The sequence below is a fragment of the Herbaspirillum sp. genome, from assembly GCF_035644555.1.
In the GTDB taxonomy this organism is placed as follows: domain Bacteria; phylum Pseudomonadota; class Gammaproteobacteria; order Burkholderiales; family Burkholderiaceae_D; genus Herbaspirillum.
On the sequence record NZ_DASQOH010000041.1, the window covers coordinates 25,912 to 46,142 of the forward strand.

The 20,231-nt window shown below is 64.9% G+C and carries 20 protein-coding genes; 11 read left to right on the forward strand and 9 right to left on the reverse strand.

What is annotated here, in order from left to right; genetic code table 11:
* Nucleotides 1–56: 56 nt before the first annotated feature.
* The 4 genes from mctP to VE092_RS10000 all read right to left on the reverse strand — a co-directional run bounded on the left by mctP (nt 57) and on the right by VE092_RS10000 (nt 3,615).
* Nucleotides 57–1,550, reverse strand: coding sequence for a monocarboxylate uptake permease MctP (mctP, locus tag VE092_RS09985; protein ID WP_324876246.1), 1,494 nt, complete (start codon nt 1,548–1,550; stop codon nt 57–59).
* Nucleotides 1,550–1,729 (reverse strand): DUF3311 domain-containing protein, encoded by a 180-nt coding sequence (locus VE092_RS09990; protein ID WP_102663322.1) that lies wholly within the window; start codon nt 1,727–1,729, stop codon nt 1,550–1,552. Before VE092_RS09990 ends, mctP begins: the two co-directional genes overlap by 1 nt.
* A gap of 414 nt (nt 1,730–2,143) precedes the next feature.
* Nucleotides 2,144–3,175, reverse strand: coding sequence for an aldo/keto reductase (locus VE092_RS09995; RefSeq protein ID WP_006462812.1), 1,032 nt, complete (start codon nt 3,173–3,175; stop codon nt 2,144–2,146).
* A complete protein-coding gene (locus tag VE092_RS10000) occupies nt 3,172–3,615 on the reverse strand; it encodes a MerR family transcriptional regulator (RefSeq protein WP_006462811.1) in 444 nt (147 codons plus the stop codon). The genes VE092_RS09995 and VE092_RS10000 overlap by 4 nt, the downstream gene beginning before the upstream one ends.
* A 181-nt stretch (nt 3,616–3,796) precedes the next feature.
* Here VE092_RS10000 and VE092_RS10005 point away from each other — a divergent pair, with 181 nt between their 5' ends.
* The gene (locus VE092_RS10005; protein ID WP_324876250.1) at nt 3,797–4,540 is read left to right on the forward strand and encodes a hydratase; all 744 of its coding nucleotides are present in this window, start codon (nt 3,797–3,799) and stop codon (nt 4,538–4,540) included.
* A 34-nt stretch (nt 4,541–4,574) separates the two neighbouring features.
* On the opposite strand, the gene bla is transcribed toward VE092_RS10005, so the two are convergent.
* Nucleotides 4,575–5,474, reverse strand: coding sequence for a class A beta-lactamase (gene bla, locus VE092_RS10010; protein WP_324876252.1), 900 nt, complete (start codon nt 5,472–5,474; stop codon nt 4,575–4,577).
* 124 nt (nt 5,475–5,598) lie between these two features.
* On the opposite strand from bla, the gene VE092_RS10015 reads away from it, so the two are divergent.
* Together VE092_RS10015 and VE092_RS10020 are read left to right on the forward strand one after the other, a co-directional pair.
* Nucleotides 5,599–6,462 carry a LysR family transcriptional regulator gene (locus VE092_RS10015; RefSeq protein WP_324876254.1) on the forward strand — a complete coding sequence of 288 codons (864 nt, stop codon included), beginning with the start codon at nt 5,599–5,601 and terminating at the stop codon, nt 6,460–6,462.
* A 233-nt stretch (nt 6,463–6,695) separates the two neighbouring features.
* Nucleotides 6,696–6,845 carry a hypothetical protein gene (locus tag VE092_RS10020; protein ID WP_006462807.1) on the forward strand — a complete coding sequence of 50 codons (150 nt, stop codon included), beginning with the start codon at nt 6,696–6,698 and terminating at the stop codon, nt 6,843–6,845.
* Nucleotides 6,846–7,045: 200 nt separating this feature from the next.
* On the opposite strand, the gene VE092_RS10025 is transcribed toward VE092_RS10020, so the two are convergent.
* Both VE092_RS10025 and VE092_RS10030 read right to left on the reverse strand, forming a co-directional pair.
* A complete protein-coding gene (locus VE092_RS10025; protein WP_006462806.1) occupies nt 7,046–7,459 on the reverse strand; it encodes a RidA family protein in 414 nt (137 codons plus the stop codon).
* Between the two features lie 43 nt (nt 7,460–7,502).
* On the reverse strand, nt 7,503–8,462 hold the full coding sequence (locus VE092_RS10030) for an agmatinase (RefSeq protein WP_324876257.1): 960 nt from the start codon (nt 8,460–8,462) through the stop codon (nt 7,503–7,505).
* 183 nt (nt 8,463–8,645) lie between these two features.
* On the opposite strand from VE092_RS10030, the gene VE092_RS10035 reads away from it, so the two are divergent.
* The 4 genes from VE092_RS10035 to VE092_RS10050 all read left to right on the forward strand — a co-directional run bounded on the left by VE092_RS10035 (nt 8,646) and on the right by VE092_RS10050 (nt 13,163).
* A complete protein-coding gene (locus tag VE092_RS10035; RefSeq protein WP_324876259.1) occupies nt 8,646–9,545 on the forward strand; it encodes a LysR family transcriptional regulator in 900 nt (299 codons plus the stop codon).
* A gap of 312 nt (nt 9,546–9,857) precedes the next feature.
* Entirely contained in the window at nt 9,858–10,799 is a 942-nt protein-coding gene (locus tag VE092_RS10040; protein WP_324876261.1) for a MurR/RpiR family transcriptional regulator, read from the forward strand.
* Nucleotides 10,800–10,950: 151 nt separating this feature from the next.
* A complete protein-coding gene (locus tag VE092_RS10045; protein WP_324876263.1) occupies nt 10,951–11,739 on the forward strand; it encodes a transporter substrate-binding domain-containing protein in 789 nt (262 codons plus the stop codon).
* 38 nt (nt 11,740–11,777) lie between these two features.
* On the forward strand, nt 11,778–13,163 hold the full coding sequence (locus tag VE092_RS10050; protein WP_324876265.1) for an MmgE/PrpD family protein: 1,386 nt from the start codon (nt 11,778–11,780) through the stop codon (nt 13,161–13,163).
* 5 nt (nt 13,164–13,168) lie between these two features.
* Here the strand turns inward: VE092_RS10050 and VE092_RS10055 are convergent, their stop codons facing one another.
* Nucleotides 13,169–14,161, reverse strand: coding sequence for a M48 family metallopeptidase (locus VE092_RS10055; protein WP_324876267.1), 993 nt, complete (start codon nt 14,159–14,161; stop codon nt 13,169–13,171).
* 7 nt (nt 14,162–14,168) lie between these two features.
* Nucleotides 14,169–15,266 carry a YjgN family protein gene (locus tag VE092_RS10060; protein WP_324876269.1) on the reverse strand — a complete coding sequence of 366 codons (1,098 nt, stop codon included), beginning with the start codon at nt 15,264–15,266 and terminating at the stop codon, nt 14,169–14,171.
* A 343-nt stretch (nt 15,267–15,609) separates the two neighbouring features.
* Between VE092_RS10060 and VE092_RS10065 the strand changes: the two genes are divergently transcribed.
* The 4 genes from VE092_RS10065 to VE092_RS10080 all read left to right on the forward strand — a co-directional run.
* Nucleotides 15,610–16,377: a dienelactone hydrolase family protein gene (locus VE092_RS10065; RefSeq protein WP_324876271.1), complete on the forward strand. Its 768-nt coding sequence runs from the start codon at nt 15,610–15,612 to the stop codon at nt 16,375–16,377.
* 173 nt (nt 16,378–16,550) lie between these two features.
* Nucleotides 16,551–17,273, forward strand: coding sequence for a gluconate 2-dehydrogenase subunit 3 family protein (locus VE092_RS10070; protein WP_324876273.1), 723 nt, complete (start codon nt 16,551–16,553; stop codon nt 17,271–17,273).
* Nucleotides 17,274–17,275: 2 nt separating this feature from the next.
* Nucleotides 17,276–19,057, forward strand: a complete 1,782-nt coding sequence (locus tag VE092_RS10075; RefSeq protein WP_324876275.1) for a GMC family oxidoreductase — start codon at nt 17,276–17,278, stop codon at nt 19,055–19,057.
* Between the two features lie 11 nt (nt 19,058–19,068).
* The coding region (locus VE092_RS10080) for a cytochrome c (protein ID WP_324876277.1) at nt 19,069–20,231 on the forward strand (1,163 nt) is incomplete at its 3' end.

Consider the following 20,231-nt stretch of genomic DNA (forward strand, 5'->3'; position numbering starts at 1 on the left):
CCCGACCACATGGGTCGGGCTCGGCTTTTCTACGACGGGCGCCCGCAGGCGCTCGCTCAGCGCTTCAGTGCGGGTTGTGAACCCTTGCCGAAGATCAGGTTGGCGATCACGGCCACGACCACGTTGAGGGTCAGGGCGATCAGGCCGGTGTAGAGCGTGTAAGTCTCGCCACCGATGATGAAGCTATGCACCGGCTTGATGCCATCGGCAAAGGCCATCCAGCTGCCACCGACGATACCCACCGCCCAGCCGCACAGCAGGGCGCGCGCACCGAACCAGCCGACGAACAGGCCGAACACCAGGGCCGGGAAGGTCTGCAGGATCCACACGCCGCCCAGCAGCTGCAGGTCCAGCGCGAACTTGGTCGGCAGGAACAGGATGAACACCAGCGCGCCGAACTTGACCACCAGCGACACGATCTTGGCCACCTTGGCTTCGCCTTCATGGCTGATGCCAGGATTGACGTAAGGCTTCCAGAAGTTGCGGGTGAACAGGTTGGAGGCACCGATGGACATCACCGCAGCCGGCACCAGTGCGCCGATGGCGATGGCGGCGAAGGCGAAGCCGGCGAACCAGCCCGGGAACAGGCCATTGAACAGCGCTGGGACCACGTCATTGTTGGCTTGCACCTTGATGCCAGCGGCATAGGCCATGTAACCCAGCAGCGCGATCAGGCCCAGCAGCACGGTATAGGCCGGCAGGAACACCGCGTTCTTGCGGATGGTATTGGCGTCCTTGGCGGCGAAGATGCCGGTCAGCGTATGCGGATACATGAAGGCCGCCAGTGCCGAACCCAGGGCCAGCGAGGCGAAGGGCAGGAACTGCGTGGGCTTCAGGGTCAGGCCGGTAGCGCCTCCCTTGAGGGCGAAGGCATCGCGCGCCGAGCTGAACACCGCACCGTAGCCGCCCAGCTTGGCCGGCACCACCACCACTGCCACGATCACCACGATGTAGATCATGATGTCCTTGACGAAGGCGATCAGCGCCGGCGCCCGCAGGCCGGCCGAGTAGGTGTACAGCGCCAGGATCACGAAGGCCGCCAGCAGCGGCAGTTCACCGGTCAGGCCCAGGGCCTTGATGACCACTTCCATGCCGATCAGCTGCAGCGCGATGTAGGGCATGGTGGCGACCACGCCGGTCAGGGCGATGGCGAACTCCAGCGGACGCGACTGGTAGCGACCCCAGACCACGTCGGCGGCGGTCACGTGACCGGCCTTGTGGGCGGCATGCCACAGCTTGGGCATGATCACGAACACGATGGGATAGACCAGGATGGTGTAGGGCAGGGCGAAGAAGCCATAGGCCCCCACCGCATAGACCAGCGCCGGCACGGCGATGACGGTATAGGCGGTATAGAAGTCGCCGCCGACCAGGAACCAGGTGATCCAGGTGCCGAAGTTGCGGCCACCCAGGCCCCATTCATCGAGGTGGGCACCCTTGTTGCTGGAGCCGGCCATCCATTTCGAAGCCATGAAGCCCAGCACGGTGACCAGGACGAAGAAGAACAGGAAGACCCAGAGGGCGGTCCAGTGGATGTTGGAGGTCTCCATCACTCGACTCCCTTTTTCAGGCCATCACGATAGACCAGCCAGATGATCAGGGAAGTCAGCGGCACCCACGCCAGCTGATACCAGTAGAAGAAGGGGAAGCCGAACAGGCTGGGCAGTTCCTGGTTGTAGAACGGTACCCAGAGCAGGGCGATGAAAGGCAGCAACAGCAATAGGCGCAAAGGACTCTTTGCGGATGGGGCAGCGACGGACATCTGTTCTCCTCTGTCGTTTTGAAGGTGGTAGGGCGTTTTTGACGCCCTGTTTTTTTATCCCCCGGACAGGTCATGTCCGGGTGTTGATACTGAACCTGTGCGCAGCGGCAGCCTGCCGACGGATGCGCTCAGCCGGCTGGCTGCAGCCTGTTGGTGAATGTCCCTGATCGTGGATTGTCGGCACGCGGATGCGGCTTTTTTTGTTGGTCGTAGTATTGGCATTTACGACAAGCAGAACAAGCGGGGCACCACGTAGAGCGACTCAGTAGGACTACGTAGGGGGGCGGAAGGTCGGTGGTTCGGGGAGGTCGCCGGCCCGGCGCCGAGGTCGGCGCCGGTGCGGGGTCTGCTGCGGGGATCGGCCAGGGGGTGGCCAGGAAATCAGCCGTTGAGCAGTTTCATGCTGGCTTCGGTATAGCGCTCACCGGCGGCGGCGCCGCGTGGGAAGACCGCGTCCAGGTTCTGCAGATCCTGGGCGGAAAGCTTCACATTGCAGGCGCCGGCATTTTCTTCCAGATAGTGCCGGCGCTTGGTGCCGGGGATGGGCACCAGATGCGGGTCCTGGGCCATCACCCAGGCCAGTGCCAGCTGGCTCGGCGTGCAGCCGTGCTGGCTGGCGATTTCCTTCACTTTTGCCACCAATTGCAGGTTGCGCTGGAAATTCTCGCCCTGGAACCGCGGATTGCTGCGCCGGAAATCATCCTCGGCCAGGTCCTCCACGCGCTGGATGGCGCCGCTCAGGAAGCCCCGGCCCAGCGGGCTGTAGGCCACGAAGCCGATGCCCAGTGCGCGGCAGGTGGCCAGCACGTCGCTTTCCGGGTCGCGCGTCCACAGCGAATATTCGCTCTGCAGCGCGGTCACCGGGTGCACCCGGTGCGCCCGCTCCAGCGTGGCCGACGAGGCCTCGGACAAGCCGATGTAGCGGATCTTGCCGGCCCGCACCAGATCGGCCAGCACGCCCATGCTGGCTTCGATGGGCGTATTGGGATCGATGCGGTGCTGATAATAGAGATCGATGGCCTCGATGCCCAGGCGCTTCAGGCTGCCCTCGACCGCTTGCCGGATATAGGCCGGGCTGCCGTCCACGCCGCGCACGGTGGGATCGGCCGGGTCGCGCTTGAAGCCGAACTTGGTGGCGATGAAGAACTTGTCGCGGCGCCCCTTGATGGCACGACCGACCAGCTCTTCATTGGTGTAGGGACCATACATGTCGGCCGTGTCCAGCAGGTTGATGCCCAGCTCCAGGGCGCGGTCGATGGTGGCCAGCGATTCCTGGTCGTCGCGCCGGGCGTAGAAATCGCTCATGCCCATGCAGCCCAGGCCGATGGCCGAGACCAGCGGGCCGTTGCTGCCCAGGCGGCGGGTGCCGACGGCGGATTCCGGTTGCAGGTGGGAGGTGATGGGTTCGGTCATGGTGCAATCCTTTCTTTGGTTGAGGCTGGTCGCGGCAAGCCTGCCGGAATGGCCGGCGCCATGCGCGCCTGCTGTTCCAGGGTGTCGTACAGCGCCAGCTTGTGGTGCAGCACGGCCAGGTTTTCCTGCAGTTCGGCCAGGGTTTGCTGGACGCTTAGCGTATGGGCCTGCAGCATCGCCTTGCGTTCCATGACACTCTCCACGGTATTGCCGTCGCGCCGCAGCTCGGCGTAGCGCAGCATGGCGCGCACCGGCAGGCCGGTGGCCTTGAGCTTCTTCAGGAAGGCGATCCAGTTCAGGTCTTCCTGGGTATAGCGCCGATGCCGGTTGTCGCGCCGCTCGACCGGATCGAGCAGGCCTATCCTCTCGTAATAGCGCAGGGTATGCACCGACAGGCCGGTGGCTGCAGCAGCTTGGGCAATGGTCAGGGAAGAGGTCATGGCAGCCAGTCTAGAAGTTGGAGTGCGCTCGAAGTCAAGCGGGTATCGCTGCATTATCGGCCTGTCAGGATCGGCGCGCTGATCGTGCCCGAGACCGGGCCGCGAAGCTGTGCCTTGGGCGCTGGCCGCACCAGACAGTACAATGCGCGCTGCCCATTCCCTCTCATTGCCGGAGCCCCTCATGCACATCGACGCCGCCACCCAACTTCTGCTCGACGCCCGCCACAGCGGCCTGGCCCTGGACTGGCGCCGGCTGGCGGTGGGCGACGCCGAGACCGCCTACGCGGTGCAGGATGCGCAACTGCACCGGCTGGGGCCGGTGGGCGGGTGGAAGGTGGGCAGCAAGGGCGATGGCAGCACGCCCGGCTGCGCGCCGCTGCCGCTGTCGGGCATCCTGCCCTCGGGCGCACAACTGGCCGGGCCGCAGTGGCGCATGCGCGGACTGGAAGTGGAATTGGCCTTGCGGGTGGGGCGCGATTTCGATCCCGGCGCGCAACAGCCCGACGAGGCCGAACTGCGCACCGTCTTCGACGCCATCCTGCCGGCCATCGAAGTGGTGGAGACGCGCCTGGGACATCCACCCTGCGGCAATCCCTGGGCCGGCATGGCCGACCTGCAGAGCCATGGCGCGCTGGTGACCGGCCAGCCCCAGCCGCTGCCGCCGCAGTTGTCATTGCGCACGGTCGAGGCCAGCCTGGTCATCGATGGCCAGTCCATCATCCGCACCAGCGGCGGCAACCCGGCCGACCTGTGGCCCATGCTGGGCTGGCTGGCGCAGCATTGCGCCCAGCGCGGCCAGCCCTGGCGCCGGGGTCAGATCATCACCACCGGCTCCTGTACCGGCCTGCAACTGGCGCGCGGCGGTCTGCTGGTGGAAGCCGCGCTGGAAGGCGTGGGTGCGGTGTCGCTGCAGTTTGCCAACTGAGCCTCAATTGAACCTCAACTGAGCACGGACGCGCTCAGCCCATCACCTGCGCAATCAGACGACCGACTTCGGCATGCACGGCGTCGCGCCGGGCCGCTTCGGCCGTGTTCTCGGTGAGATAGACCGCAAACAGCAGTGGCGCGCCCTGCGGCGTCCACACCACGCCTACGTCGTTGGCGGTGCCGCGGTCGCCGGTCCCGGTCTTGTCTCCCACCTTCCAGCCCGCCGGCAGGCCGGCGCGCACGCGCTTGTCGCCGGTCTGGTTGGCCAGCAGCCACTGCGTGATCTGCTCGCGCGAGGCTGGTGCCAGGGCATTGCCCAGCACCACCTGGCGCAGGTCGGCGGTCATGGCGGCCGGGGTGGTGGTGTCACGCGGGTCGCCGGGGATGGCTTCGTTGAGCGTGGGTTCGTTGCGGTCCAGGCGCGTGAGATCGTCGCCCAGCGTCCGCACGAAACCGGTCAGCCCGGCCGGGCCACCCATGCTGGCCAGCATCAGGTTGGCGGCAGTATTGTCGGACAGCGTGATGGCCGCCTCGCACAACTGCGCCATGGACAGGCCGGCGCCGCCGGTGTGCTTGCCGGTGGTGGGCGAGTAGGGGACCAGGTCCTGCTTGCGATAGACGATGCGCCGTGCCAGGCGCTCCCGGCCTTCATCGACCCGGCGCAGCACCGCTGCCGCCGCCAGGAACTTGAAGGTGCTGCACATGGGGAAGCGCTCGTCGGCGCGATAGCCCCACTGCCGGCCATGGACGGTATCCACCAGCGACACGCCCAGGCGGCCGCCGATATCGGCTTCCAGCCGCGCCAGTTTCTGGACGACACTGGACGAGTCCATAGTTTTACTTGCGCCTTGTACGTCGCCAGCCCAGCTGCGGCTGATCAGACCCCCGGCCGCCAGGGCTGTCAGGGCCAGGAAATTGCGTCTTCCGGACATGTTTTCTCCTAGTAATTTGTTGATTGCGGGTTTGCGACAGGCCAGATCATAGGCAGTGGCGGCGATGACCACAATTCATGATAATTGGCCGTAGACCCAAGAAAATCTGATGCCTGGAGACTCCATGTATTTGCCGTTGAATGCCTTGCGCGCCTTCGAGATGTCGGCCCGCCACCTGTCCTTCACCCGCGCCGCCGAGCAATTGAGCGTGACCCAGACCGCCGTCAGCATGCAGGTCAAGAACCTGGAGCAACGGCTCGGCGTGGCCCTGTTCCGGCGCTTGCCGCGTGGCCTGGCACTGACCGACGAGGGCCTGGCGCTGTTGCCGGTGGTGGCGCAGTCCTTCGGGCGCATCGCCGACGTGCTGGGCCAGTTCGAACATGGCCGTCGCCGCGAAGTGCTCACCGTGGGCGTGGTCGGCACCTTTGCCGTGGGCTGGCTGATGCCGCGCCTGCGCGAATTCCAGCAGAACCATCCCTTCGTCGACCTGCGCCTGCTGACCAACAACAATCGTGTTGACCTGGCCGGCGAGGGTCTCGATTATGCGATCCGCTTTGGCGATGGTGCATGGCACGGCACCGAGGCTGAACGTTTGTTCGAGGCGCCGCTGGCGCCGATGTGCGCGCCAGCCCTGGCCGCGCAATTGCGCAGCCCTGCCGACCTGGCGAGCCAGACCCTGCTGCGTTCCTACCGCAGCGACGAGTGGAACCAGTGGTTCGCCGCCGCTGGTGCGCCTTGCCCGCCCTTGCGCGGCTTCGTGTTCGACTCCTCGCTGGCGCTGGCCGAAGCGGCCGCCCAGCAGGCCGGTGTAGCGCTGCTGCCGGTGCTGATGTTCGAGCGGGAGCTGCGCCAGGGGCGGCTGGTCTGCCCCTTCGAGACCGGCATCGTCACCGGTGCCTACTGGCTCACCCGCCTCAAATCCCGGCCGCAGGGGCCGGCCATGACAGCGTTTCGCGACTGGCTGCAGGGACATGCGGCCGGGATGTAGGCGCGCCGGAAGTGATGATTACCTGCAACAGGAAGCCAATGTCAGAAAATTCCCGATAGACGCGGCCGCCGCATGCAAATAGAATAAATCATATAAACAATTTATACGGTTCGTGCCGGGCCGTGAAGCGGGTGATGTGGGTGGGGTGATAAAGCCGGCATGGGTGGTTCGTCAAGCACGGACACCATCCGCCAACAGACAGCCAACAGAGGCACATTGAAAGGGGGTTAGTCATGCACTACTTCGCAAAGCTCTATCGCAAGCTGGTCGATTACCTGAACGATTCCAGCGAACTGGACACCGGTTCCCATCGTGGCGCGCCGCATAGCTGCAGCCTGTACTCGGGTTTGTCGACAATGTCGCGCGACAACTCTTCCCGCTGATCCTCCCGCCGGCGGCCCCTGGTCGCCGGTTACGGAGCGGGACTTCGCTGCCCGCACCGCCTGCCTCCTCCTGCCTCCCACCACGCTCCATTCCACCGCATCTCGCAAAAAAAGGCCGCATCATCGATGCGGCCCAAGTACTGCTACTTACCGGAAGTGTTTCAGTGCCGCACCTGGCGGTCACTGCATAAAGGTTTGATCTAGTCGGGAATCACCGCAGTGGCATCCACCTCGACCAGATATTCCGGACGGGCGAAGGCAGTCACCACGATCCCCGTCGAGACCGGATAGACGCCCTTTAGCCACTTGCCCACCACCGTATAGACATCCTCGCGGAAACGCGGGTCGGAGATATAGATGGTGAGCTTGCAGATATGGTCCAGCTGGCTGCCGGCTTCCTTGAGCAGCATGTCGATGTTCTTCATGGCCTGTTCGGTCTGTCCCTTGACGTCGCCGATGCAGACGCTCTCGGAGGTATCGAGGTCCTGGCCGATCTGTCCGCGCAGGAAGACCATGGTGCCGCGGGCCACCACGGCCTGGCAGAGGTCGTTGTCCAGCTTCTGTTCGGGATAGGTTTCACGGGTGTTGAACTTGCGGATGCGGGTATGGGCCATGGTGGTTCCGGAAATGGGTGGTTGGGATAGTGAGCGGGGCTTGTTACTTCTTGTCGAAATAACCGGCGCGGATGGTGGCGCCGATGAGATTGACGATCAGGCGGCCGGCGGTGACGCCACTGATCTTGCTGGCATTGTCCTTGGCCGGCTGGATTTCCACGATGTCCATGCCCACCACGCGGCCCTTGCGCACCAGGCCGTGGATCAGCTTGCGCGCCTGCAGGAAGGTGACGCCGCCCGGCGCGGGGCCATCGACGGCCGGCATGATGGCGCAGTCCAGGCCATCGGCATCGATGGTCAGGTAGTAGTTGCCGCCATCGGGAATGCGCGCCAGCACCGCATCCATGCCGATGTCGTGCAATTCATAGGCACTGATCAGGTCGGCACCCCATTCCTTGGCGGCGCGATAGTCGGCCGGCCGCCCGCTGCCCTGGGCGCGCAGGCCGATCTGCACGATGTGCTTGACGTAGTGCAGTTCCGAGGCACGGCGGATCACGCTGGACAGGCCATCGCGCACGCCGTTGACCTCGTCGCGCCAGTCGAGGTGGGCATCGATGTGAACCAGCGTGATCGGCCCGACTTCATCAAAGCCGCGCAGCACCGGATTGGTGATGCCATGGTCGCCACCCAACACGATGGGCAGGGCGCCGCCGCGCAGGATCTGGCGCACCGCGCTCTCGGCACGCTGCTTGTGCAGCTCCGGCTGGGCCAGGTCGGGCAGGACATCGCCGCAGTCGACGAAGCGGATATCCTCGCGCTCCTGCAGCAGCGGGCCATCGATATCGAAGTCATAGTGGCTGGGATGGCGCACCATGCGGTCGCTCAGGTCGCGCAGCGCCTGCGGTGCATTGGTCTGGTCGTTGCTGTACTGGCGCGGTCCATAGGCGGCGCCGAAGGGGACCCCCAGGACCGCGATGTCGGCCTTGAAGTCGGTGAGGTCGGTGACCAGCTCCGAATACAGCAGGGTCTTGTGGCCGGTGCGCGGTGCGGTGAGATTGTCCATGAAGGGGTCCAGGTTGGGGAAGGGCGGCGGGCCGGCGTGGCCATGGTGGCCGCTGTGAATGCCCTTACTCTAGTGAGTCGCAGAGACGATAAAAAATGATTCTTTTGGAGGTATAGTTTCATTTTTCGAGACTTTGCAATTTCACCGTATTTCACCGCAACGGTGCAGGCAGACAGGAGCGTCATGATCAGACTGGATTTCGATGAGCGCGACCTGCGCTCGCTGCGGGTCTTCTGCAACGTCGCCGAGGCCGGTGGTTTTGCCGCCGCCGAGCGGGTATTGCTGATGTCCAAGGCCTCCATCAGCCGCCACGTGCGCGAGGTGGAGGAACGCCTGGGCGTGCGCCTGTGCGAACGCGGGCCGGCCGGTTTCCGGCTTACGCCCGAGGGCGAGGTGGCGCTCAAGCTGGCTACCACCGCCCTGCGTTCGCTGGAGCGCATCCGCCCCGAGATCGATGCCGTGCATGGTGTGCTGTCCGGGCCGCTGGCGCTGGGGGTGGTGGAGCACGCCCTGAGTCATCCCGATTGCAAGTTGCCGCAGGCCATCGCCGCGCTCAGGCGGCGCGCGCCCCAGGTGCAGCCGCGCATCGAGGTGATGACCTTTCCCGAACTGAACCAGGCGCTGCGCGAGCAACGGGTCGATATCGCCATTCGCGGCCGTTATCCGGGCGATGATGAATTCGATTACCTGCCGCTGTTCGTCGAGAGCCATCGCCTCTATGGCGCCGTGCGCAAGGAGGGCAGCGAGCCACGCAAGGCGGTCTGGCCCCTGGTCTACCGGCCCCATCCCTATGTCGATCAGGTGCTGGCCGGCGATGGATACGAGCGCGGGCCGGAGGCCGGTGGACTGGAAGCCATCGCCCTGCTGGTGGCCAGCGGTGACTATGTCGGCCTGCTGCCCACCCACTACGCGCAATTGATCGGCAAGCGTTATGCCCTGCGCGCGCGCCGCGCCAGTCCCACCTTCGTCCATCCCATCTGTGCCGTGACCGACCCGCACCGTCCTTCCACGCACCGCGCCGAACTGTTCCTCTCCCTGTTGCGCGAATTGCACACGCGTTCCGCCGCCCATCTGGCGAGCTGAGGGAGCCGCATCGCCCTCGGCTTTGCGTCGGCATGGGGCGTGATGTCCCATGACGGGGCGCTGCGCCGCGGCTGACACGGTCCGGCCGCCGCGCCATCCCCATGGCGCGGGAGAGGCGGTCGATACAGCAAGGGCCGATTTCTGTTTCGTTTGTATCGCCCCCGGTCGTCCCCGTGGTGGGGCGATCCCGGTGGCAGGCCCATGCTGACGCAGGCCAAGCGCGGCCACAAATGGTTCATTTGTATCGTTTGCATAGCCAATTGGCACACATGTTGCTCATGCAGGGCTATCTTCCGCCCCTTGCCCTGCATCGTGAACCAAGCTGCGCTGACCGCCCTCATCAAGGAACGCTTCGACCGCCTGCCGCGCCAGGTGCGGGAGGTGGCTGCCTTCGTGCTGGATCACCCGCATGAGGTGGCGGTGCTGTCCATGCGCGAACAGGCGCGCCTGATCGAGCTGCCACCGTCCACCATGACGCGCTTTGCCAAGGCGCTCGGGCTGTCCGGCTACGACGCCGTGCGCGAAGTGTTCAAGGCCAGCCTGCGCAGCCATGGCAGCGAATTCGGTTCGCGCGCCCAGGGCCTGGTGGAGTTGCACCAGCGCATCGGCGAGGAAGCCCTGGCCATGGACCTGGTGCAGACCGCCGAGGCGCAGATACGCTCCTTCGCCAGCGGCTCCACCATGCCGGCCATCATGCGCGCGGCCAAGCTGCTGTCGGCGGCACGTGACATCTTTTGCCTGGGCCTGCGCGGTTCCTTCCCGGTGGCCTTCCAGTTCGCCCATGTGTGTGAATTCTTTGCGCGCAATGTCACGCTGGTGGATGGCGCCGGCGAGAGCGGCATCATGAAGCTGATGCACCAGCCCTCCTCGCGCGACGTGGCGCTGATCTGCAGCATGGCGCCGCATTCGCGCCGGGCCATGTCGATCGCCACCCATCTGCAGAAGGCCGGCGTGCGGCTGGTGGTCATCACCGACAGCGCCAGCTCGCCCATGGCGCGCATGGCCAGCGAAGCCATCATCGTGCCCAACAAGGGCGCGTCGTTCTTCGATACCCTGCTGCCGGCCTTTCTGGTGGCGGAAATCCTGGCGGCCCTCATGGCCGCCACCGCAAAGATCAACATCAAGTCACAGATCGCCGACACCGAGAGAAAACTCTGGGGCGTGGGCGAATGGTGGGGCAGCCAGGGCGAGCAAGCCCCCGCGCTGGAACCGCGCGCGGCTGCGCCCACCCGCAACAGACGACGCCGCACCTGAAGAGGCAGCAGCGCAAAAAGCATTACCGGAGCGGCGCATGCCCGAGACATGCGACGGACAACACGCACGCCATAAGGCGGCAGGGGCTCGCCCCAGGTTCTCGAACTTTCTTACTGCGTATCGACGGAGCTTGGCTCCAGAAAGGTTTTCCATGAAACGCCGCTCCCTACTTGCCATGCTGACCCTCGCAGCTGGCCTGGCCGTGGCCAGCTCGCCCGTGCTGGCCGACGATCTCTACAGCACCATCATGGCGCGCAAGTCCATCCGCGTGGCCGTACCGACCGACTACCCGCCCTACGGCTCGGTGGGTAGTGACATGACGCCGCGTGGCTACGACATCGACATGGCGCAATTGATCGGCAAGAAACTCGGCGTGAAGGTGGAACTGGTCCCGGTGACCGCGCCCAACCGCATCGCCTACCTGCAGACCAACAAGGCCGACATCACCATCTCCTCGCTGGGCAAGACCGCCGAGCGCGCCAAGGTGGTGGACTTCAGCCTGGCCTATGCTCCATTCTTCGATGCGGTGTTCGGCACCAAGAAGGTCAAGGCCACCAGCTTCGCCGAACTCAACGGCAAGACCATCTCGGTGACCCGTGGCTCGATGCAGGACCAGGAACTTGAACAGCTGGCCCCCGGCGCCGTGGTCAAGCGCTTCGAGGACAACAACTCCACGCTCTCCGCCTTCCTCGCCGGGCATGTGCAGATGTTCGCCACCGGCACCACGGTCGCGGCCGCGCTGCAGAAGATGAACCCGTCGCTGGACATGGAACTGAAGGTGATCCTGGCCAATGCGCCTTGCTACGTGGCCATGCCCAAGGGTGAATCGACCCTGCTGGCGAAGATCAACATGATCATCCGCGAAGCCCGCGCCGACGGCACCATCGACAAGTTCTCGCAGACCTGGCTGGGCGCGCCGGCCGGCCAACTGCCGGATTGAGCGGGCCGCACTCCGCCGTGACAGGCGATGCGCCGGGTGTGAGCCTTGCCATCCCGGCCATGGCGCGATGGCTGGTGCGGCAGGAGGCGGGGAGCATCCCGCCGCGCATCCGCCGCATCGCCCTGCACAGCCTCATCGATACCCTCGGCGTGATCAGCGCCGGTGGTCGCACCCGCGTGGCGGCCCATGCCCGCCGGCTGGTGCAGGGCGATGGCGCGGCCGGAGCCTGTGGCCTGGCCGGAGCCTCTGGCCTGGCCGGCAGCGACCAGCGCAGGCAGGCGCGCCATGCCGCGCTGGTCAATGCGGTGGCCGCGCATGCGCTGGACTTCGACGACAACTGCTATGCCGGTTTCGTCCACGGTTCGGCGGTGATCGTGCCGGCCGCGCTGGCGGTGGCGCAGGAGGTCGATGCCGATGGCCAGGCCCTGTTGACGGCCCTGGTGGTCGGCGCCGAATGCCAGTACACGCTGGGACTGGCGACCGACAACCGGCTCTACCGGCGCGGCTGGTGGAGCAGCGGGATACTTGGCCCCATCGGCGCCTGCGCGGCGGCCGCCTGGCTGCTGCGGCTGGATGAGCAACAGGCCGCGCATGCACTCGGCCTGGCCGCTGCCGGTGCGGCCGGCATCAAGGCCGGCTTCGGCACCGATGCCAAAGCCCTGCTGGCCGGACGCGCCGCAGAGGCCGGGGTGATGGCGGCCTGGCTGGCACAGGCCGGCGCGACCGGCCCGATCGATGCCTTCGAGCATCGCCATGGCGTTGCGCATCTGTTCAATGACGATCATTTCGACGGCAGCGTCTTCAGCGCGCTGGGGCAACGCTGGACGCTCGAAGATCCGGGGCTGGACGTCAAGCGCATCCCGGTCTGCCTGTCTTCGCATGCCGCCGTCGATGTGGTGGTGGAGTTGATCGCAGCACATGGTGTGCGCAGCGAGGAGATTCTTGCCATCCGCTGCGACGTGCCACCCATCGTGATCGCCAACCTGATCCATGATCGTCCACAGACGCCGCAGCAGGCACAGTTCAGCATGCCCTTCGCCATTGCGGCGGCGGTGCTGCACGACGGGCCGCGCCTGCAGGACCTGGAGGCGGCGCGGCTGGCGCAGGCCGACATGATGGCGCTCATGGCCAGGGTGAGCATGTGGAGCAGCACGCTGTGGCAGGACCCGGCCCGACAGCAGCAGGCCCCCGAGGGGGCGGAGGTCTGTATCGAATTGAGTGATGGCCGGCAGTTGCGTGGCCGGCGCGATGCCCCGCGTGGCGCAGCACGCGAGCCGTTGACGCCGGACCAGCGGCGCGAGAAATTCCTGGAATGCCTGCGCTACGGTGGCATCGATGAGCACATCGCCCACGAGCGGCTGGCACAGCTGGAGGGGATGGAGGCGCTCACTGGCGTACGCACCCTGTTCCCCTTCTCGGCCTGAACGGATCAGCGCGCCCCGAGGATGTGGGCAATCCGTTCGTCGTTGGCGGGATGGCTGGACAGATAGGGTGACACGCCGCCGTCGGCACCGCCACCGGCCTGTTCCAGCTTTTCGAACACCTTCGCCAGCTTCTGGCGCGGCAGGCCGTTGGCCTGGAACAGGGCGATGGCGTAGTCGTCGGCCTCGCGCTCGATGTCGCGTGAATACTTCAGGTCCAGCAAGACCGTCGGGATATTGGCCAGCACCGCCGAGACGTCGCCGAACAGCACCGTCGCCGTGGCCGCCATGGCCGAACTCTGGATCAGTCGGCGCATCAGGTGGCGTCGGTGGACGTGGCCCAGCTCATGGGCCAGCACGCCCATGAGCGCATCGTCATCGTCCAGCAGGCGCACGATCTCGTCAGTCACCACGATCTGCCCAGAGGGCAGGGCAAAGGCATTGGGACCGATGCGACTCTTGCGGAACACGATGTCATAGGCCGGCGCATCCGCCATGGGCGCCGTCAATGCCCGGAAGCGCGACTTGATGGCGGCCGCCCGGCGAGCCTCCAGCTGGCTGGGGGCCAGCACATGCTGGTCGAGGAATTCCAGCGTGCCGCGTCCGATCTGCTGATCCACCTGCACCGGCAGCGCCGCCGCGATACCGCGCGCAGCCAGCGGCAGCAGATAGAGATAACCCAGTGCCACCACCGCGATCAGGACTGCGCAGGCGGCCAGGGCATGGCGCCAGCTCTGTTGCAGCTTCACCACCAGCGTATCGCGGTGACCGGTCTGCTGCAGCAGCTCGCGGAAGGCCTGGGCATCGATGATTTCCAGATAGGCGCCGTCGGCGAAGCTGACCTTGCGCGCCGCCTTCTTGAAGCGCTCGGACACGCGCAATTGCGAGATCGGGCAATCGCGTTCGACCTCGCCGCGCACCTGCGCCACGCCATCGACCACGGTCAGCGTCACCTGGTGACGCCGCGAGGTCTTGCCGTCGTAATAGGAAGCCTTGACCATGCCGGGCCTACATCGACAGGTCGAAGTCGAGCAGATCACCCAGGCCTTCGCCGGTGGCCGAACCATGGGCTTCGCTGGAGGCGATGAAATCATCCAGGCCACTGGCCGGCAACAGCGTCAGCGATTCGATGCGATAACGCAGCAGGCGGATCTGCGCGAAGGGAGTGAACAGGCCCAGCGTGAAGGCGATGCCCAGGATATTGGTGAAGACGATGAAGGCGGTGCGGCCCCAACGCATCCTGCTCTGGAAGCGATGCTCGCCCAGGCGGGTGTTGTTCCAGACCAGGTTCTGCAGCAAGATCATCCACAGCGGAATGGCCAGGAAGCTCCAGGCATACAGGGACAGGGACATCAGTACCAGCTTGAACGCGATCATGCCGCCAAGCGGGAAGAGGTGGATCAGCATGACGCCGCCGAAGGCGACGAAGATCGCCACCAGCCCGCCCAGCCATAGCCCCAGACCGATCAGGAAGGTCTTGTAGAACGCGCCCACCGAACCATGGAAGGAAAAGTGCGTCGCCCCGAAGCGCGCTTCGCTGTGCTGGTAACGCTTGAAGCGCTGGTAGGCCAGCGGCGCCAGCAGGCCCAGGGAAATACCGGCCAGCGTCGGCCACATCAGGAAGTTGCGGACTGCGCCGCCGAGGCTACCGCGAAATCCGAAGCGGATGCCGCGATAGCTGGTGTTGTAGAGCTTGAACTGCAGGCTGCGCCAGATCAGCCAGGGGCCAGCCAGCACCATCACCAGCGCCGCCGCCAGGCCCAGCAGTGGATTGGTCGCGCCGGCGAAGTGGTAGAGCGCCAGCAACACCACCGCGATGATGCGGCCCTTGAGGATGGAGAGGGGATTGCCGTGGTAGTCGAAGCTGCCCTCGGCCACCGAGGTGTTGTCGTAGAAGTAGCGCAGGCGACGTACCTTGGCCCAGGCCGAATAGATGCCCAGGGTGAGGATGGACAGCAACAGGTTGACGATCCAGATGCGGAAATATTCGGAACCGCGCCCGCTGAAGACAAAGGGTTGCGGGGAGGGAGGTGGGGCGATGATCCCGGCCGGCACTGGCTCGGGAGATGGTTCGGACGGGAAGGGCAGGTCGATGGTGTCGTTCATGGGAGCTCTGGTTTGGATTTGTCTGAGAGAGAGGCTACCGACGGGTCGGGCAAGAATCTATTGCTCGCAGACAAATGTCAAGCCAAGCCCTTATCCATGCGGCTTGTATGGGGATTGTAGGGGCGCACCTCGCATTATGACGAGGTCAAGTGGTATGACCTCCTGCAGAAATGCACTGTTTGTGCGAACATTGTGCCCCTGATGCGGTCAAGGTGATGACATTGCTGAGCTGGCTGCCGGCTTGCGTTGTCGATCTGCGGCCGCAATCCGCGCCTAAATAAAAGTTTCCTGAGCGCCGGCTGGTCTCCACACCGGCCGGCGTTTTCCACCCAAAGGAGCCTCCATGTCCACGTCCTGGAACACCGCCGCCATTGCCGCCAAGCTTGGCATTGCGGTGACCGATCTTGCCCTCGAAACGATTTCCCACAGCGCCGACGGCGTCGATTACGAAAGCGTCCTGCTCTACAACAAGGCCCAGCCGCCGGTCTCCGGCGTGCTGTCGGTGCCCAATTATTTCGGCCTGCGTCAGCAGGCGCTGGAAATCGCCGCCACCACCATCGGTGCCGGTCATGCCATCTTCGTGGCCGACGTGTTCGGCAAGTCGCTGCGCCCTACCGACGGTGACCAGGCCCTGGCCGCCATCATTCCCCTCAAGAAGGACCGCGCCGAGTTGCGCCGCCGTATGCACGGCGCCCTGAAAGCCTTCCGCGAGCAGGCGTTCGTGAAGATCGCCGCCGATCATTTCGGTGCCTGCGGTTTCTGCTTCGGTGGCACTGCCGCGCTGGAACTGGCGCGCGACGGCGCCGACCTGCGCGGCACGGTCTCGCTGCACGGTGCGCTCGATACCCCGGCCCCCGCTGACAGCAAGATCAAGGGCGCGGTGCTGGTGCTGCACGGCGTGCAGGACCCTTCGGTCCCGCGTGAGCAGGTCAATGGCTTCATCGATGAAATGAGTGCGCTCAAGATCGACTGGCAACTGGTCAACTATGGTCAGGCCGGCCACTCCTTCACCGATCCGGATGCCAACAACCCCGGCTTCTTCTATCACCGTCAGACCGCCGAGCGCGCCGCCGTAGCGCTGCAGGCCTTCTTCGGCGAAGTGCTGGCCTGAGTTCTACGTGTTCCTGACCCTGCCGGCGGGCGCCAGGAGCCGGCCGGCAGGGGGCATCACCACAACAAGAAGAGACAAGCGTCCATCAAGGGGGCAGGGTGCGCATTCCTGCTTCCGGCCTTGGCGTAGCGTCCGTGTTTTCCCTCGTCAAATCCCACGTCCAAAGGATAGTCATGTCACAAGATAAAGAGCCGAGGCGGCGTTTCCTGCGCCAGGTATTGGCCATCGTCCCAGCAGCAACAACGCTAGGTGGTGCCACTACCGTCGCAGTCAGCCAGCAGGCAATCGCCGACAGCAGCTCACCGGGAAAGCCCCGCGCCTATACTCCTACCTACTTCAACGCGGCCGAATGGGCCTTCATCAACGCCGCCGTCGATCACCTGATTCCCTCCGACCAGTACGGTGCCGGTGCCCTCGAAACGGGCGTGCCGGAGTTCATCGACCGCCAGATGGAAACCCCCTATGGCGCCGGCAAGCTGTGGTACATGCAAGGTCCTTTCCATCCTGACAGCGCCCCCGAACTGGGTTACCAGCTTTCGCTGGTACCGCGTGACATCTATCGCCAGGGCATCGCCGCCTGCAACGACTGGTGCAGCAAGAACCACGGCAAGGTCTTCGCCGAACTGGACAAGGCCAAGCAGCTGGAAGTGCTGAAGATGATGGAAGGCGGCAAGATCGCCTTCGAGACCGTCCCGGCCAAGACCTTCTTCAGCTTCATGCTGGGCAATACCAAGGAAGGCTACTTCGCCGACCCGATGTACGGCGGCAACCAGAAGATGGGCGGCTGGAAGATGGTCGGCTTCCCCGGCGCGCGTGCCGACTACGCCGACTGGGTCGATCAATACAACGTTAAATATCCATACGGCCCCGTGTCGATTCTGGGAGAGAAGGGCTGATCATGGCTATCAAAAAAGACAAAGTGGATGTAGTGATGGTGGGTCTGGGCTGGACCGGTTCCATCCTGGGCATGGAGCTCACCGAAGCCGGCCTGAACGTGCTGGCGCTGGAACGTGGCGACATGCGCGATACCAATACCGACACGCCCTATCCCAAGGCGGTCGATGAACTGAAATACTCCGTGCGCGGCGCACTGTTCCAGGACCTCTCGCGCGAGACCGTGACCATCCGTCACACCCTCTCCGACGTGGCCGTCCCGTATCGCCAGCATGGTTCCTTCCTGCTCGGCGATGGCGTGGGCGGTGCCGGTTTCCACTGGAACGGCATGATGTACCGCAACCTGCCCGAAGAGTTGGAGATGCGTACCCACCACGAGCAGAAGTACGGCAAGAAATTCATTCCCGAGGACATGACCATCCAGGATCACGGCGTGACCTACAAGGAACTGGAGCCGTTCTACGACTTCTCGGAAAAGGTCATGGCCGTCTCCGGCAAGGCCGGCAACCTCAAGGGCAAGATCGTCCCCGGCGGCAACCCGCTGGAAGGCGAGCGCACCGACGAATTCCCGACCCCGCCGCTGCAATACCAGTACAGCGCTTCGCTGGTGGAAAAGGCCATGCGCGATGTCGGTTACCACCCGTATCCGGCGCCCGCTGCCAATGCTTCCCAGCCTTTCACCAACCCGTATGGCGTGCGCATCGGCCCCTGCAACTACTGCGGCTTCTGCGAAAACTACGGCTGCTACATGTATTCCAAGGCCTCGCCGCAGACCACCATCCTGCCGGTGCTGTTGAAGCGCAAGAACTTCGAGGTGCGCACCAAGGCCCAGGTGATCAAGGTCAACCTGGACGCCTCCGGCAAGCGCGCCACCGGCGTCACCTACATCGACGCCCAGGGCCGCGAAGTGGAACAGCCGGCCGATCTGGTGCTGCTGACCGCCTTCCAGACCCACAACGTGCGCCTGCTGCTGCTGTCCGGCATCGGCAAGCCCTATGACCCGGTCACCGGCGAAGGCGTGGTGGGCAAGAACTTCGCCTACCAGTACAACGGCGGCATCAACGTGATCATGCCCAAGGGCACCCAGTTCAACCCCTTCATCGGCACCGGTGCCGGTGGCGTGGGCATGGACGACCTCAACGCCGACCAGTTCGACCACGGTCCGCTGGGCTTCATCGGCGGCGCTTCGATCCGTCACGTGCGCTATGGCGGTCGCCCCATCAAGCAGGCCGGTACCATGCCGGGCGAGAAGGTCCCCAACTGGGGTTCCGAGTGGAAGGCCAGCGTGCAGGACGCCTACCAGCGCACCCTGACCATCGGCATGTCCGGTTCGGTGATGGCCTATCGCGACAACTACCTGTCGCTGGACCCGACCTACAAGGATGCCAACGGCCAGCCGCTGTTGCGCATGACCCTGAACTGGAAGGAAAACGAAGGCAAGATGCTGACCTACATCGCCGGCCAGATGGAAAAGGTCGGCCAGGCCATGAATCCGGAGAAGGTGGTCAAGGCGGTCCGCAAGACCGGTTCGTCCTGGGATACCCGGGTCTACCAGTCCACCCACCTGACCGGTGGCGCGATCATGGGCACCACGCCCAAGAACAGCGTGGTCAACAAGTACCTGCAGAGCTGGGATGTGCCTAACGTGTTCGTGTATGGCGCCTGCGCCTTCCCGCAGAACATGGGCTACAACCCGACCGGGCTGGTCACGGCGCTGGCGTATCACTCCGCCAAGGCGATCCGCGAGCAGTATCTGAAAAACCCCGGCCCGCTGGTGCAGGCATAAGGATAACGACCATGATCAAGCACTATTTCATCGCCGCCTGCGCGGCAGTCATGTCGCTGTCCGCGTTCACCGCAGCAGCGCAAGGCACGACAGCGGCGCCGTCGGTCGACCAGCAACTGGTACAGCGCGGCGAATACCTGGCCAAGGCCGGCGACTGTGTGGCCTGCCACACGGCCAAGGGTGGCAAGCCCTTCGCTGGCGGCTTGCCCATCGCTACGCCCATCGGCACGGTGTATTCGTCCAACATCACGCCCGACAAGGAACAGGGTATCGGCAGCTACAGCGAGGCCGATTTCGACCAGGCCCTGCGCCACGGCATCCGCAAGGATGGCGCGTCGCTCTATCCGGCCATGCCCTATCCGTCCTACGCCAAGGTCAAGCCGGCCGATGTGAAGGCCTTGTATGCCTACTTCATGAACGGGGTGCAGGCTGATCCGACCCCCAACCGCGGGGTGGACATCACCTGGCCGCTGTCGATGCGCTGGCCGCTGTCGATCTGGCGCAAGGTATTCGCACCGGCGGTAGCGGTCGATGGTCCCGAGGACAACAGTCCTCTGGTTCGCGGCCAATACTTGGTCGAGGGCCTGGGCCACTGCGGCGCCTGCCACACTCCGCGAGGCGTGGGCATGCAGGAGAAGGCGCTGAGCAATGACAGCAGCGCGTTCCTCTCCGGCGGTGTGATCGATGGCTATCTGGCCAACAACCTGCGCGGCGATGCCCGCGACGGTCTGGGCAACTGGAGCGAGGCCGACATCGTGGCCTTCCTCAAGACCGGCCGCAACAGCCATTCCGCAGCCTTTGGCGGCATGGCCGATGTGGTCGCCAACAGTACCCAGTACATGACCGAGCAGGATCTGGCGGCCATGGCCACGTACCTGAAGTCGCTGAAGCCGGTGAAGGAAGGCACGGCCGCGCTGGCCTATGACGACAAGACCCACCAGGCCTTGCGCAAGGGCAGCGACCAGAGTCCGGGCGCGATGGCCTTCCTGAACAACTGCGCGGCCTGCCACCGCAGCAGCGGCAAGGGTTATGACGAGACCTTCCCGACCCTGGCGCTGTCGCCCACGGTGAATGCGGAAAATCCGGCATCGCTGATCCGCATCGTGCTGGAAGGCGCCGAAATGCCCTGGACCCACAAGGCCCCGACGCAATTCGCCATGCCGGCCTTCGGCAG